Source organism: Pseudoclavibacter sp. Marseille-Q434 (genome assembly GCF_050315415.1).
In the GTDB taxonomy this organism is placed as follows: domain Bacteria; phylum Actinomycetota; class Actinomycetes; order Actinomycetales; family Microbacteriaceae; genus Pseudoclavibacter.
This window is the reverse complement of the sequence record NZ_JBNPQH010000001.1, coordinates 1,134,758-1,149,022: the sequence shown is the minus strand read 5'-3', so window position 1 is coordinate 1,149,022 and position 14,265 is coordinate 1,134,758. Positions and strand designations below refer to the sequence as shown.

Genomic DNA, 14,265 nt, shown 5'->3' with positions numbered 1-14,265 from the left:
CCATCAAGCCGCCGCGCGAACGTCAGTCTCCGCGACGCTCCGCGCCGACGTAGCGCGCCAGATGCTGCCCGGTGAGGGTCGAGGAGTCGCCGACGAGCTGCGCGGGGGTTCCCTCGAACACGACGGAGCCCCCGTCGTGCCCGGCACCCGGCCCGATGTCGATGATCCAGTCGGCGTGCGCCATGACGGCCTGGTGGTGCTCGATGACGATGACCGACTTCCCCGACTCGACGAGCCGGTCGAGGAGCGAGAGCAGCTGCCGCACATCCGCGAGGTGCAGGCCCGTGGTCGGCTCGTCGAGTACGTAGACGCCGCCCTTCTCGGCCATGTGGCTGGCGAGCTTGAGGCGCTGGCGCTCACCGCCCGAGAGCGTCGTGAGCGGCTGGCCAAGGCCGAGATAGCCGAGCCCGACGTCGACGAGCCGCGCGAGCACCTTGTTGGCCGGTCCCGTGGCGAAGAAGTCGTGGGCCTCGTCGATCGACATCGAGAGCACCTCGCTGATGTTCTTCCCGTCGAGCGTGTACTGCAGCACCTCAGCCTGGAAGCGCTTCCCTTCGCACTCCTCGCAGACGGTCGACACGGCCGCCATCATCGCGAGGTCGGTGAAGATCACCCCGAGGCCGTTGCACTTCGGGCAGGCCCCCGACGAGTTCGCGCTGAACAGGCCGGGCTTGACGCCGTTGGCCTTCGCGAAGGCCGTGCGGATCGCGTCCAGCACCCCCGTGTACGTGGCCGGCGTGCTCCGTCGAGACCCGCGGATCGACGTCTGGTCGACGACCACGACGTTCGCCGACTTCGGGAGAGACCCGTGGATGAGGGAGCTCTTGCCGGACCCGGCGACTCCGGTCACGACCGTGAGCACCCCGAGCGGGATGTCGACGTCCACGTCCTTGAGGTTGTGGCGCGTCGCGCCGCGGATCTCGAGGCTCGACGTCGAGGTCCGCGTCGTCTCCTTCAGCGAGACGCGGTCGTCGAGGTGCTTCCCCGTGAGCGTGCCAGAGACGCGCAGCCCCTCGACCGTGCCTTCGAACATCAGCTCGCCGCCGCCCGAACCTGCACGCGGGCCGAGGTCCACGACGTGGTCGGCGATCGCGATCGTCTCCGGCTTGTGCTCCACGACGAGCACCGTGTTGCCCTTGTCGCGCAGGCGCAGCAGCAGCTCGTTCATGCGCTGGATGTCGTGCGGGTGCAGCCCGACCGTCGGCTCGTCGAACACGTAGGTGATGTCGGTGAGGCTGGAGCCGAGGTGGCGCACCATCTTCACTCGCTGCGCCTCACCGCCGGAGAGGCTGCCTGATTCGCGGTCGAGGCTGAGGTAGCCGAGCCCGATGTTCACGAGCGAGTCGAGGGTCTCCTGGAGCGTCGCGATGGCGGGCGCCACCTGCGGGTCCTGCACGCCCGCCATGAAGACGGCCAGGTCGCTGATCTGCATCGACGAGCAGTCGGCGATGTTCGTGCCGTCGATGCGGCAGGCGAGGGCCGCCTGGTTCAGGCGCGTCCCCTCGCAGTCTGGGCAGGCTGTGAAGGTGACGGCCCGATCCATGAACGCGCGGATCGCCGGTTGGACCGCCTCGGGGTCTTTCGACAGGATCGACTTCTGGATGCGCGGGACGAGCCCCTCGTACGTCATGTTCATGTTGAGGGCGGGAACATGGACCTTCGTCGCCTCCTTGTAGAGGAAGTCCTGGAGCTCCTGGTCGGAGTACTCGGCGACCTTCTTGTCGCCGTCGAGGAACGGCGCCTCGGAGTAGCCGCGCACCATCCACCCGTCGATCTTGTAGCCGGGGATCGTGATGGCGCCCTCGTTGAGCGACTTCGAGCGGTCGACGACCTCGTCCAGATCGAGGTCGGTGACGCGGCCGATTCCCTCGCAGCGCGGGCACATGCCCTCCGCGAGGTTGAAGCTGAAGTGTCCGGCCGGCCCGGCCGAGGGCGTCCCGAGCCTCGAGAAGATGATGCGCAGCATGGTGTGCGCGTCGGTGGCCGTGCCCACCGTGGAGCGCGCGTTCGAGCCCATCCGCTCCTGGTCGACGACGATCGACGCGCTCAGCCCCTCCAGCACCTCGACGTCGGGCCTCGCCAGACTCGGCATGAACGACTGCACGAACGCGGTGTACGTCTCGTTGATGAGCCGCTGGGATTCCGCGGCGATCGTGCCGAAGACGAGCGAGCTCTTTCCCGAGCCGGACACGCCGGTGAAGACCGTCAGCTTGCGCTTCGGGATGTCGACGTCGACTCCCTTGAGGTTGTTCTCGCGAGCACCGCGAACGCGGATGGTTTCATACATGCAGTGATCGTAGCGAGCGGGACGCGGATCGGAGCGGGCAGCCGGACCTTGGTATGGACCGGATGCGGCGCGGGCGACCGGCGCGACGCCTCAGTGTGCTTGCATTCCCCATATGCCCCCGTTCCACTCTCTCGATGATCTCGTCGAATTCGTGACCACCGAACTCGCCCGCGGAGACCTCAGCGCTGTCGCGTCTGCGCTGGCGAACGCGCCGATGCCCGACGTCGCCGTGCTGCTCGAACGGCTACCTGCCGGCGACGCCGGGGTCGCGTTCCGGCTCCTGCCGAAGGACGAAGCCATGACCGTCTTCGAACGCATGGACGCACCCGCGCAGCGCGAGGTCGTGACGCAGCTCTCCGATACCGATGTCGCGAGGGTGTTCTCGGAGCTCGACCCCGACGACCGGGTCGCCCTCATGGACGAGCTCCCGGCGAAGATCGCGAAGCGGCTCATCCAGGAGCTGCCGGCGGATGAGCGCGGCGAGACGGCCATCATCCTGGGCTACCCGGTCGGTTCCGTCGGCAGGCGCATGACCCCCGACTACGTGCACGTCTACCCGCACGAGCTCGTCAGGGTCGCCCTCGAGCGCATCCAGCAGCGTGGCGGCAGCGCGGAGACCATCTACACGATCCCCGTCATCGACGACGGGCGGCATCTCCTCGGTGTCGTGAGCCTTCGGGAGCTGTTCTTCGCCGGCCCTGACGACACGGTCGAGAAGCACATGGCGACGGCCCTCTACGCGCACGCCGACGACGACGCTGAGGTGACCGCACGCACCCTGGTCGACCGGGGCGTTCTGGCCATGCCGATCGTCGACCGCGAGAACAGACTCATCGGGCTGCTCACGGGCGACGACGCCCACCGTATGGTCGAGGCCGCTCGAGACGAGGACGAGGCTCACGCGGGCGCAGCCGAACCCCTCCGGCGCCCGTATCTGACGACACCGGTCTTCGCCGTCGTCCGCTCCCGGATCGTCTGGCTGTTCGTGCTGGCGGTTTCCGCGATCCTGACGGTGAGCGTGCTCGAGCTCTTCGAGGCGACCCTCGAGCAGCAGGTGGCGCTCGCACTGTTCATCCCGCTCCTGACCGGCATCGGCGGCAACACCGGTTCCCAGGCGGCGACCACGGTCACGAGAGCCCTCGCGATGGGGGAGGTACGCCCCAGGAACGCCTGGCCGGTCGCCCTCAAGGAGCTGAGGACCGGTGTCGTCCTCGGTGTCACCCTCGGGGCAGTCGCCTTCGCCGTGGCGACGACCTTCTATGGTGCCGGCATCGGCACGGTCATCGGGCTCACCCTGCTGTCGGTCTGCACGATCTCGGCGACCGTGGGCGGCGTCATGCCGCTCGTCGCGAAGTCCATCCGGGTCGACCCCGCCGTGTTCTCGACGCCATTCATCTCCACGTTCTGCGACGCGACGGGACTCATCGTGTACTTCTCGATCGCCAAGTCGGTTCTGGGCATCTGAGCCGAGACACGCCCGAGCGAACGCAATCCAAGAATGCGCTCCGTCAGCCCGAGACCCGGTGAATTCATGGGCGTTCGCGCGCTTTGGCGTCGCAAATAGGAGAAATGGGGCAGCGAAACCCGCGCTTGATCTCCGAATCCGGCGAAGCGGCCCGGGGCGCCGAGTGAACGTATACAACGCGCGTGTCCCCAAAACCGTATCGTGGGAGCGAGGCGTGGGAGCGGAGAAAGAATTCCGCGACCGTGCCGGACTCTGGGGGGAGTCCACAGCGCCTGGCGCTGAGAATCAGCAGGAGAGAAACGAATGTCCAGCACCACGCTCAACGGCGATCAACGCGGGGGAGAGCCGTGGCAGATCGCGGAACGCGACCGGCTCTCCGGCGTTGCGCTCGAGGGTCATGCCCTGACCTTCCTCGTCGGCATGCCGGGAAGCGGACGCACCACGCTGCTCCGGCAGATGCAGGCGAAGCTCGAGACCGTCGGCGAGGCGCATGTCTGGTGCTCGTCACGTTCTGAATTGCAACGTGTTCTGGATGACCTCGCAGCCGGCAAGCGCTCGGGGCGTCTCGCGGTGCTCCTCGACGACGTCATCGTCGCGCAGGACGACCAGCTCTGGGACCGCATCAGGCGGCTGGTCATGCCCGGAGACGACGATGCGGCTGCGGACCAGGGGAGCGCCCCGAGGTTCCTCATCGCGTCGCTGTCGATGCCGGATTGGGCCTCCGCGCACGGAGCTGCCGGAGTGGTCCTCCGGCCTCGTGACCTCGCCTTCGACGCGTCGGAGCTGAATGCGGTCCTCGCAGCCAATGCGCCGGGCGCGCCTCAGGAACTGCGGATGCAGCTCCTCGACTCGTTCTCGGGTCATCCGCTCACGACTCGCGTCGCGTTGGAGCGATTCCGCGCCAACGCCCACGCTGAGGGCTGGTCCGTCGTCAGCGGCAGCTCGAGTGCCGCCATGACCCTGCAAGAGCTGCGTCGATTCGACCCCGCTGAGCTCGACCGCGTCGACGCCATACGGATGATGCGCGCCACCAGCGTCCTCCGGCGCCTCTCAAGAGAAGACCTCCACCTGCTCGCACCGGACCTCATCGGCGACTACTGGTTCGACCAGCTCGCGTCCTCCCCGTACGGCGTCACGGAGATCAACCCGGTCTCCCTCGACGTCGAGTTCGTCTGGCACGCCGACACCTTCGCCCGCCTCAGCGCTGAGCGCTCACCCCACGAGGTCCGCGCGCTCGCCGCGCGCGCCGTGGCGGCCTTCCCGGGCGAGGGCAACGTCATGCAGCGGCTCTTCCTCTCCCTCCGGGCCCGCGCCTGGGGTGAGGTCGAGTCGATCGCGCAACGCCACTTCCGGACCATCTACGAGTACGCCCCGCGCGAGACCGTCGAGGAGATGCTCCAGGCCCCGGCAAGCGTGCTCCCGCGCCTCGTGAGCACGAACCTGCTCATCGCCCTCTTCCGCTGGCGCAGATTCGGCGCGACGCGGAGCGTGCTGCACAGCCTGCGCGAGTCCAGCATCGCCACGACTCGCATCGCCGCCAGCGACCCGATCGGCTTGTTCTCGCAGGTCACCAGGCACTCCCTGGCCACCTCCTTCGGGGGAGATCGTGCCGCGGCCGAACGCTGCCTTCGAGACGCGAAGGCCCTCATCCGTGATGCTGACGGGAAACTGCACGCCGCCCTCTACGCGTCGGCCATCGCTCGAGGGCGCTTCGCGGCCGACTGCCTCGTGCTGGTCTGGGCGGCAACGCTCCTCGAGGACATGCCGCTTGCTCTGGAACTGTCGACCATCGCTGCCGAGCACGGCCAGAGCTTCAACCGCACCGACATCGACGCGCTGCGGCACATCGAGATCATCGGGGTCATCTCCGGCGTGCGTCAGGCCGACGCAGCCAAGCTCACCGGTCGCTCCCTGCCGGGGTTCGCGGACTGCTTCGACCTGCTCGACAACGGTGAGGAAGCAAGGGCCCGCGACCTGGCGCGTCAGCTCCGCGACCTTCCGCGCTCCGTCCTCCCACACGACACCGGGGCGAGCGTGCGCATCCTCCTCGAGGCGCTCGTGGGCGATGAGGACCCGATCGCCGAGGTCGATGAGCTCCTCGAGCTGAGCGCGGCGTCGTGGCGCGACGGGCTCCCATCCACGCTGCTCACCTTGTCGGCGACGACCTTCTACCTCACGCGTGGGCAGAGTGTGCGCGCACAGAAGGCGGCGGACTACTCCGGTGCGGAAGGCGACTGCTACGTGAGCCTTTCGCGCGCCCTCGTCGAGCTCGCGAACGGCCGCCCCGGGGAGGCGCTCGCGCACGCCGAGGCCGCCCTCGCCGATGACAAGATCGCCCCGCGCTTCGCCTCGATCGCGCGCACGCTCGCGGCACTCTGCATGCTCCGGCTCGGGAACCTGGATGCGGCCGCCAACCGCATCGCGACGATGGCCACGCAGTGCCTCGACGATCGAAACGCGAGGTTCGCGCTGCGCTTCGCGACAACAAGCGACGCCGCCCTCATGACCTCCATCAGCGACAAGCTGCCGAAGCGCATCGCCGACCTGCTTGTCGTCTCCGCACTGGACTCGCGGCCGCTCTCCGACTCCACCGTCGGTGAGGAGCTCTCGAGCGCCGAGATAGAAGTGCTCCGCCTCGTGGGGAGGAACTGGACCAACGCGCAGATCGCGGCCCAGCGCTTCGTCTCCGTGCACACGGTCCGCGCTCAGTTGCGCAGCGTGTTCCGCAAGCTGGGCGCCAGCGATCGCCGTTCGGCCGTGGCGGCAGCGGAACGGCGGGGGCTGCTCGACTAGCTTCGCTGGGCCTGCGCCGTGCTGCGCGTCGCCGCGGTGTGATCGGCGAGACGTTGCAGTCCCTCCTCGAGGGAGACCGCAGGCGACCAGTCGAGGTCGGCGCGGGTGCGGCGCTGGTCGAACCAATGCGCGGTCGAGAGCTGCTCGGCGAGGAAACGCGTCATAGGCGGCTCATCCTGACCAGGTCGGATACGCCAGACGCCTTCGATGATCGACCCCGCTGCACGGGCCACCCCGGCGGGGACGCGCAGTCGCGGTGGCGGCGCACCGCCGGCCAGGCAGATGCCCTCCATGAGCTCGGCGACCGTGCGCGGCTCGCCGTTCGTGATCACGTAGCTGTTCCCGTGCGCGGCGGGCGCTCGACGGAGCGCCGCCGCGATCCCGGTGGCGGCGTTGTCGACGTAGCAGGAGTCGATGAGCGCCGCTCCGCGTCCGAGGAGCGGGAGGGTCCCTCTCGTCGCACGCTCGAGGATGCGCCCGATGAGCTGCGTGTCGCCCGGCCCCCAGACGAGGTGCGGGCGAACGGCGACCACCGCGAACTCGGGAGCGTCTGCCGCGAGGGCGAGCAGCTCTGCCGTCGCCTTCGTGCGTGCGTAGCTGCCGTGCGCGAGATCGGGCCTCGCCTCGTCGGCGCTCGCCCCGTGGATGGCGGCGCCGAAATGCGCCACCGACGGGGAGGACACCATGACGAAGCGGGTGGCACCCGCAGCCTTCGAGTGTGCGAGCAGATGCTTCGTGCCCGTGACGTTGACGGCCTCGAACTCGTGCTCTGCGCCGCTCAGCGACACCTTGGCGGCGAGGTGCACGATGCCTTCGGCGCCGGCGACGGCCCGTTCGACTGCCGCCTCGTCCGTGATCGAGCCCAGCGCATCCGTCACCCCGGCGATGCCACTCGGACCTCGCTGCATCGTCGTGACCTCGTGGCCGCCGTCGCGCAGCTCGGTCGCGACGGCACGCCCCAGCATGCCGCTCGCGCCAGTGACGAGGACCCTCACGGTGCCGAGACCCGTTCCCCGGAGAGCGCGCGCTCAGCCCAGGCGGCCAGCGCGCTCCGGTCGATCTTCGAGTTGTGCCTGATGTCGGTGGGGAGCTCAGGAACGATGAACGCGGCCGCGAGCGGATGCGTCGTGGATGCGCGCAGGGCGTCGGCGAGTGCCGCTTCGGCGACGCGCACCCGACGGGTCGGCTCCCGCGTCTCGAGCACGGCAACCGCCTGCGCCGTGCCGGCTGGGCCAACGCCGACGACCGCTGCGCGCCGCACCCAGGGCAGCGTCTCGAGGTCCTGTTCGGTGCCGACGGGCGCGAGGGGTCCGTCTGCCGTCACGAACACGTGGGGGAGTCGGCCCTCCACCCAGAGGCGGCCTTCGTCGTCGAGATGTCCGACGTCGCCCGTGCGATGCCAGCGCCCTTCGGAGGGCAGCTCGCGAGCGGCGGCACGGTCCGTCATCGCGAGCCGGTCGTAGCGCTCCTTGAGGTGCGGGGCGCTGATGACGATCTCACCGAGCACGCCGGGCTCGGCCGAGGGCTCGCCCCGCGCGGCTCCCGAGGAGTCGAGGGCGCTGATGCGCACCACGTTGCTGCCGATGGGCGCGCCCACGCAGACCCCGTCGTCGGGGGCGAGCGCCGCGGCCGAGATGCCCTCACGGTCGATGTCGGTCACGAGCAGGCACTCCGTCATGCCGTACGGCGTGTGCGCCTCGGCGTTCGGCATGAGGGCGCACGCATCGTCGAGCAGTCTTGCGCCGATGGGCGCACCCGTGGACAGGAACGTCTGGACGCGTTCGAGCGCTGCACGCTGCGCCGCGTCCAACCCGTCGCGGGTCGCGACGACGTTGAGGATCGCCGCCGGCGACAGGAACACGATGCGGGCGTCCGCCGCGATGACCGCATCGGCGACAGCCGTCGCGGTCAGCGTGCGGGGCGAGGTGACATCCATGTCTGGGGTCACGGACCGTGTCCCGAGGGCCGGGCCGAGCAGGGCGAACGGTGCGAACCCGGTGACGAGGCCGGAGTCGGCGGTGACGCCGTAGGTGTCTCGAAGCGTGTCTCGCACGGCCTGCAGCTGCTGATGCGTGTACACGACGCCCTTGGCGGGCCCCGTGGAGCCTGAGGTGAAGAGCACCGCTGCGAGGTCGTCGGGGCCGGGGGCCTCGGGAAGGGCCGCGCCGCGCCCGAGCTCGGCGACCTCGGCGAGCGAGTGGGCGACGCCGAGGGCCGCGCGGCTGCTGGCGGGGATGCTCGTGGCGCTGATGCGCAGGCCGGGCCATCCGAGCACCTTCGCCGCGGTCAGTCCGGGGACCTGTCCGATGACGACGTCCGGCCATGCGCCTCGGACGGCACGCGAGAGGCCCTTGACGCCGAGGCCAGCATCCGCGACAACGACGACTGCGCCGATGCGCAGGCAGGCGTAGACGACGGCCGTGAGGGTCACGCCAGGCTGCACGAGCAGCGAGACGCGGTCGCCGCGGCGGACGCCGACGGCGCTCAGCCCCGCGGCCAGCTCGTCGACGCGGGCGGCGAGCTGGCGCCAGGACACGGCGAGCGGCGCCCCGTCGGTTCCGCGGCCCATCTCGAGCGCGGCGACGGACGGGTCGTCACGGTGCTGGTCGAGGGCTGCCCACATGGGTGCGGAGCTGGGGGAGCTGCCTGCGGCGGGCGAGTTCGCCGGCTGCTCGCGCCGGCGCGCACGACCTGCGGCGACGTCGTCGAGCCAGGTGAGGAGATGTGTCGCGTACGGGGCGTCCTCGGCGATGAGGTGGCCGGCGCCCTCGAAGCGGTGCACCTCGGCGTGGGGGAGGCGTCGCATGAGGTCGCCGAGGTACAGGTCAGTGAAGATCGGGTCGCGGGGGCCCCAGAGCAGCAGGGCGGGCACCTCGAGCCTCGCGACGCCGGAGGAGACTTCCAGCAGCGCGTCGTGGCTCTCGGTGTCTTCGTCGACGGGGATGTCGGCGACGAACTGCTCGATGCCGAGACGCGACGCGCGGTCCAGGTACGGCGCGGCGTATGCGCCCTTCACCTCGGCCGACAGCGAGGGGTTCGCAAGGGCGAGGGTCGTCTGCAGGAACGCCGGGCTGGTCGACGTGGAGGCGCGCAGCACCGGCCCGAAGCGCGCGAGCCGGAGGGCCGCCGGGATGGGCAGGTCGCTCGGCTGGTCGACGGCGGTGTTGAGCGAGGCGACGGCGGTGAGCAGCTCCGGGTGGCGGACCGCCCAGCCGAAGGCGACGACGCCGCCCCAGTCGTGGCCGAGCGAGACGACGCGGCCTTCCAACGCGAGTTGGTCGGTGAGGGCGCCGAGGTCGAGGATGCGCTGCTCGAGCGTGCGTCGCACGTCGGTTCGCTCCGAGAAGCCCATGTCGAGCTGGTCCACTGCGACGACCCGCCAGGCGGTGCCCCCGGACTCGGCGGCCGCGAGCGACTCGTTGGCAAGCGCACGCCACAGGTAGGACCACGTCGGGTTGCCGTGCACAGCGAGGACCGTGCCTGCCGGCTCGATGCCGAGCTGCGCGAGGGCTGGCCCGGTGTCGAGGAGGTGCCAGCCCCGCCTGGTGCCCGCGTCCGCGCCGACACCCGGCGCATCGACGATGCGGCTGAACCGGTCTTGGAGGCCTGGCAGGCCGGCGGGTGGGCGTGTGGCCGACCTCACCACTTGAGCTCCATCATGGCCGTGTTGAGTCCGGAGCCGACGCCCATGAGCAGCACTCGGTCGTCGCGCTTCAGCGTGCTCGACTGCAGGTCGAGCGTGATCGGGATGGAGGCGGGGCCGACGTTCCCGAGCGTCGGGTACGTCGTCGGCACTCGCTTCTTGTCGAGCCCCACGGCCTTGACGATCGCGTTCGTGTGGACGCGGGAGACCTGGTGGGTGATGTAGTGATCCATCGACGACCAGTTCCAGTCGGCCTGGGCTTCCTTCCAGGCGGAGACGACGAGGTCGAGTCCTCCCTTGAGGAGCGCCTTCGCGTCGGTGAACATGCCCTGCACGCTGCCGACGCAGAGCTCGTGGAACTGGGTCGCCGCCCGCGTCACGCCGCCGAGGATCTGGTGGCCCTCCGGATGCTCGTCGGTGCGGCCGAGGACGGCCGCGGCGGCCCCAGAGCCGAGCGTGAGACTCGCGAACTCGCTCATGAAGTCCTCGCGGCCGATGTCGTCGCGCAGCAGGCGGTTGATGGTGTTGACCTGGATCTCGTCGGCGTCCTCACCGTTGACGATGATGGCGTAGCGGATCTGTCCGGCCTCGATCATCTGGGCGGCGAGCGTCATGCCGTTCACGAAGCCCAGGCACGCATTGGCGATGTCGAAGTTGACGGCCGAGCTCGGCATCCCGAGCCCGTGGTGCATGCGGACGGCGACCGAGGGCTCGAGGTGCGTGCGGGTGACCGAGGTGTTGATGAGGAGGCCCACGTCGCTGGCGTCGACACCGGCACGTCGCAGTGCCTCCTGTCCCGCGGCCACGGTCGCGTCGGTGAAGGACTCGCCGTCGGCCCAGTTGCGCCGTTCCGTGACCCCGGCGACGCGCTCGAGGAGGTTGCCGGGCAGTTTCAACCGCTTCAAGCCCGCGGCCAGCTGGCCTTCGATGTCCGAGGAGGCGGTGGCCTTCGACGGAAGGCGGCTCGCGACCGACAGCAGCGAGACGTTGTGGAAGCGAGTAGTCGCGTTACCTGTCATAGATGTGATTTGCGTCCTGAGCCGTACGAGGGGTGTGGAGGGGCGTAACCACGTCAGTCTAGGTGTTCGACGGTGACCGAACTCTCAGGCCGAATCAATAGCGTGCAGAGATGTTGCCAAGTGATATTCCCACCCATGAAGATCTGCTTGAACTGACCGAGTACCGGGGCGAGGGCAGCGTGAGCATCGCCATCCCGGCATCGAGCGCGCCGAGCGAGTCGGAGGCTCTGCGACTCGAGCTGCGCGCGGCGGTGAGCCAGGCGGCGAAGGAGCTCGAGGCGCTCGGCCTGGACCGGGCGCGAATCGCGAAGACCCTCGATCCCGCGAAGCAGCTGGAGTCCGATCCGGAGTTCTGGCGGGCACAATCCCGGTCGCTCGTCATTCTGGCGGCCCCCGATCGCTTCCGCACCTTCCGCCTCGCCAACCGCCTCGGCCAGCACGTGGCCGTCGGCGACCGATTCGACGTCGGCGCGCTTCTGCGTGCCACCACCTTCCCCAACTGCGGGTTCGTGCTCGGGCTCTCCCGAGGAGAGGTGACGCTCTTCGAGGTGCTCGCCGACGCGAAGCCGCGCCAGCTGCCCATCGAGGGACTCCCCGACGACCTGCCCCTGGTCCTCGAGCACACGACGACGGGCGGACGCTTCGACCGACAGCGAGCGCAGGGCACGACGGGCGATCGCATCGGCCATGAGCGTTTCGCGAGGATCGTCCAGGAGCAGGTCATCCCGATCCTCCGGGAGTCGGGCGCACCGCTCATCCTCGCGGCGACGGGAGACTTCGACACCGCGTACCGAGCAGTGAACGAGTACCCGGGGCTCCTCGAGCAGCGCATCGGAGCGCATCCGGGGTCGCTGGCGGCCGGTGAGCTCGACGCGAAGGCGCGCGGCATCCTCGACGACCACTACCGCAGCGAGATCAACGCCTGGCGCGAGGAGTTCGGGACGAAGCGCAGCAATGGCCACGCGACGACCTCGATCAACGAGGTGGCGAGGGCCGCGTCGCAGGGCGCGGTTGCTGAGCTCTACTTCGACATGGACTCCACGCTCGAGGGGGAGCTCGACGAGCACGGCAAGCTGACGCGCGCCGAGACGCCCGGCCCGCACACCTACGCGATCGTCGACGAGATCGCGGCGCGCGCCCTCAAGCACGGCGCGAAGGTGAGGGCCGTGCGCAGGGGCGACCTGGTCGACGGCGCGGAAGTGGCCGCGACGCTGCGGTACCCGCTGGACTCCACGGCGTAGACCCGCGACCCGACGGGGTGGGGCGCTGACTCAGACCGAGTCGGCGCCCCACCCTTTCCCGTGTGCCCCCTCAAGCGCCGCCGAACCGGAGCGCCTCGGTGTCGAGGCGGTTCTGCGCCTGCTCGATCGTCCGCGACGAGTACGTGCCGGATGACCTTGCGTCGAGCAGCGCGAGCTGGGCGTTGTCGAGCAGGATGCGCGTGAGCTCGCGGCGCTGCAGGTGCGCGTCGTCGAGATCCTCGTCGAGCTCAGCGCGGTTGGCGAGCAGGCCACCCATGCGAGCCGCCAGCGTGCGCACCTGCTCGAGGACCTCCGGGTCGTACGATTGCCCGTCCGCGCGCCGCAGCTCGGGGTTCGCGAGTGATTCCTGCGCGACGTCGAAGACCTCGTCGGCGAGGCTCGAGAGCTCCCGCGCGTCTGCCTGCGCGTCGGTCCCGGTCACGCCGAGCCGCTTGATGAGCCAGGGGAGCGAGCCGCCCTGGACCACGAGCGTGACGATCGCGACCGTGAACGCGATGAGGACGAGCTGCGGGCGGTACGGGAAGTCCGAGGGCAGCGACTGTGCGGCGGCGAGGGTCACGACACCCCGCATCCCCGACCAGGCGAGCACGGCTCCGCCGCGCCAGCCCAGTCCCTCGTCCCGGTAGAAGGCCATGTCCGCGCTGGCCCGCTTCGCCCGGTCGAGCAGGCGTGGCCGCACGTTGTCCTTGCCGGCGACCCGCTCCAGGAACTGGTCGAGGCGAGGAGCGACGAGCGTGGCCCTTCGCTGTTCGCTTCGGAGCATCAGCACTAGGGGAATCACGAACGCGACCCTGATGAGGACGAGCGCGGCCGTCGCGAGGAGCCCGATCCCGACCGCGTGCAGGAGGCCGATGCCGTCCTCGTCGCCGTCGACCGACTCGATGAGCGCCGAGAGCTCGAATCCCATGAGGAGGAAGACGCCGTTCTCGAGGAGCAGCTGCGCCGTGCGCCAGTTCGTGCGCTCGCTGATGCGGTCCTGCGGACTGAAGCGGCTGGCACTCGCGTGCCCCGTGACGAGGCCGGCGACGACGACGGCCAGGACGCCGGAGCCTCCGATCTCCTCGGTGGGGACGTACGCCAGGAAGGGAACCGTGAACGAGATCGCAGTCGTCAGGACGGGGCTGCCCAACCTCGAGCGCACGAAGACCGTGACCGCCCCGACGAGGGCCCCGAGCACCACGGCGAGCGTCACGGCGAGCACGAAGTCGCCGACGGCACCCCAGAACGAGAGCGCACCGGCCGTCGCGGCGATCGCGCTGCGCAGCATGACGAGCGCCGTCGCGTCGTTGACGAGCCCCTCGCCCTCGAGCACCGTGACGAGGCGCGGCGGCAGCCCGAGGCGCTTGCCGATGGAGGTCGCGGCCACCGCATCCGGGGGACTGATGACAGCGCCGAGGGCGACAGCTGCGGCGAAGTTGAGGTCGGGCAGCAGCGCGAAGAGCAGGAGGCCGCTGCCGAACGCCGAGATGATGACGAGCAGCACCGAGAGGCCGGTGATGGATCGCAGATTGCGGCGGAAGTCGGTCAGCGGAACGTTGACGGCGGCCGAGTAGAGGATCGGCGGCAGCACGATCGTGAGGATGATCTCCGGCGGGAACTCGAAGTCGGGGACCCCGGGGAGATAGCCGACGCCGATGCCTACGATGACCAGCAGGATGGGCGCGGCCACCCCGAGCTTCGGGGCGACCGCGGCGACCGCGACGATGATCAGGATCGCGGCGACGCCGAAGACTGCGAGTTCGAGCTCCATGGAACAGCAGACTAATCGGCTGGGGGAGACCGGCCGCTCCGGTGCG

The 14,265-nt window shown here is 69.8% G+C and carries 8 protein-coding genes; 3 read left to right on the top strand and 5 right to left on the bottom strand.

Translation table 11 applies throughout. The annotated features are described in order from the left end of the window. Positions 1 to 22: 22 nt before the first annotated feature. A complete protein-coding gene (locus ACQFZP_RS05490) occupies positions 23 to 2,287 on the bottom strand; it encodes an ATP-binding cassette domain-containing protein (protein ID WP_211890541.1) in 2,265 nt (754 codons plus the stop codon). A gap of 112 nt (positions 2,288 to 2,399) precedes the next feature. On the opposite strand from ACQFZP_RS05490, the gene mgtE reads away from it, so the two are divergent. Both mgtE and ACQFZP_RS05480 read left to right on the top strand, forming a co-directional pair. Continuing rightward, positions 2,400 to 3,752, top strand: a complete 1,353-nt coding sequence (gene mgtE / locus ACQFZP_RS05485; RefSeq protein ID WP_104311806.1) for a magnesium transporter — start codon at positions 2,400 to 2,402, stop codon at positions 3,750 to 3,752. Positions 3,753 to 4,055: 303 nt separating this feature from the next. Then, a complete protein-coding gene (locus ACQFZP_RS05480) occupies positions 4,056 to 6,545 on the top strand; it encodes a LuxR C-terminal-related transcriptional regulator (RefSeq protein WP_211890540.1) in 2,490 nt (829 codons plus the stop codon). Here ACQFZP_RS05480 and ACQFZP_RS05475 read toward each other — a convergent pair. The 3 genes from ACQFZP_RS05475 to ACQFZP_RS05465 are packed head-to-tail and all read right to left on the bottom strand — an operon-like array spanning position 6,542 to position 11,207. Continuing rightward, positions 6,542 to 7,540, bottom strand: coding sequence for an NAD-dependent epimerase/dehydratase family protein (locus ACQFZP_RS05475; RefSeq protein ID WP_179556834.1), 999 nt, complete (start codon positions 7,538 to 7,540; stop codon positions 6,542 to 6,544). The two genes, ACQFZP_RS05480 and ACQFZP_RS05475, sit on opposite strands and share 4 nt — an antisense overlap. Continuing rightward, the gene (locus ACQFZP_RS05470; protein WP_307852740.1) at positions 7,537 to 10,188 is read right to left on the bottom strand and encodes an alpha/beta fold hydrolase; all 2,652 of its coding nucleotides are present in this window, start codon (positions 10,186 to 10,188) and stop codon (positions 7,537 to 7,539) included. The genes ACQFZP_RS05475 and ACQFZP_RS05470 overlap by 4 nt, the downstream gene beginning before the upstream one ends. Continuing rightward, entirely contained in the window at positions 10,185 to 11,207 is a 1,023-nt protein-coding gene (locus ACQFZP_RS05465) for a 3-oxoacyl-ACP synthase III (RefSeq protein WP_104311810.1), read from the bottom strand. Before ACQFZP_RS05465 ends, ACQFZP_RS05470 begins: the two co-directional genes overlap by 4 nt. A 110-nt stretch (positions 11,208 to 11,317) precedes the next feature. Between ACQFZP_RS05465 and ACQFZP_RS05460 the strand changes: the two genes are divergently transcribed. Next, on the top strand, positions 11,318 to 12,448 hold the full coding sequence (locus tag ACQFZP_RS05460) for a hypothetical protein (protein WP_146080779.1): 1,131 nt from the start codon (positions 11,318 to 11,320) through the stop codon (positions 12,446 to 12,448). Between the two features lie 70 nt (positions 12,449 to 12,518). Here the strand turns inward: ACQFZP_RS05460 and ACQFZP_RS05455 are convergent, their stop codons facing one another. Then, positions 12,519 to 14,219, bottom strand: coding sequence for a cation:proton antiporter (locus ACQFZP_RS05455; RefSeq protein ID WP_179556832.1), 1,701 nt, complete (start codon positions 14,217 to 14,219; stop codon positions 12,519 to 12,521). Positions 14,220 to 14,265: the final 46 nt, after the last annotated feature.

Bases quoted from the DNA above. Each gene is read 5' to 3' on its own strand.
- ACQFZP_RS05490 (WP_211890541.1), bottom strand. From the start codon at position 2,287: ATGTATGAAACCATCCGCGTTCGCGGTGCTCGCGAGAACAACCTCAAG.
- mgtE (WP_104311806.1), top strand. From the start codon at position 2,400: ATGCCCCCGTTCCACTCTCTCGATGATCTCGTCGAATTCGTGACCACC.
- ACQFZP_RS05480 (WP_211890540.1), top strand. From the start codon at position 4,056: ATGTCCAGCACCACGCTCAACGGCGATCAACGCGGGGGAGAGCCGTGG.
- ACQFZP_RS05465 (WP_104311810.1), bottom strand. From the start codon at position 11,207: ATGACAGGTAACGCGACTACTCGCTTCCACAACGTCTCGCTGCTGTCG.
- ACQFZP_RS05460 (WP_146080779.1), top strand. From the start codon at position 11,318: ATGTTGCCAAGTGATATTCCCACCCATGAAGATCTGCTTGAACTGACC.
- ACQFZP_RS05455 (WP_179556832.1), bottom strand. From the start codon at position 14,219: ATGGAGCTCGAACTCGCAGTCTTCGGCGTCGCCGCGATCCTGATCATC.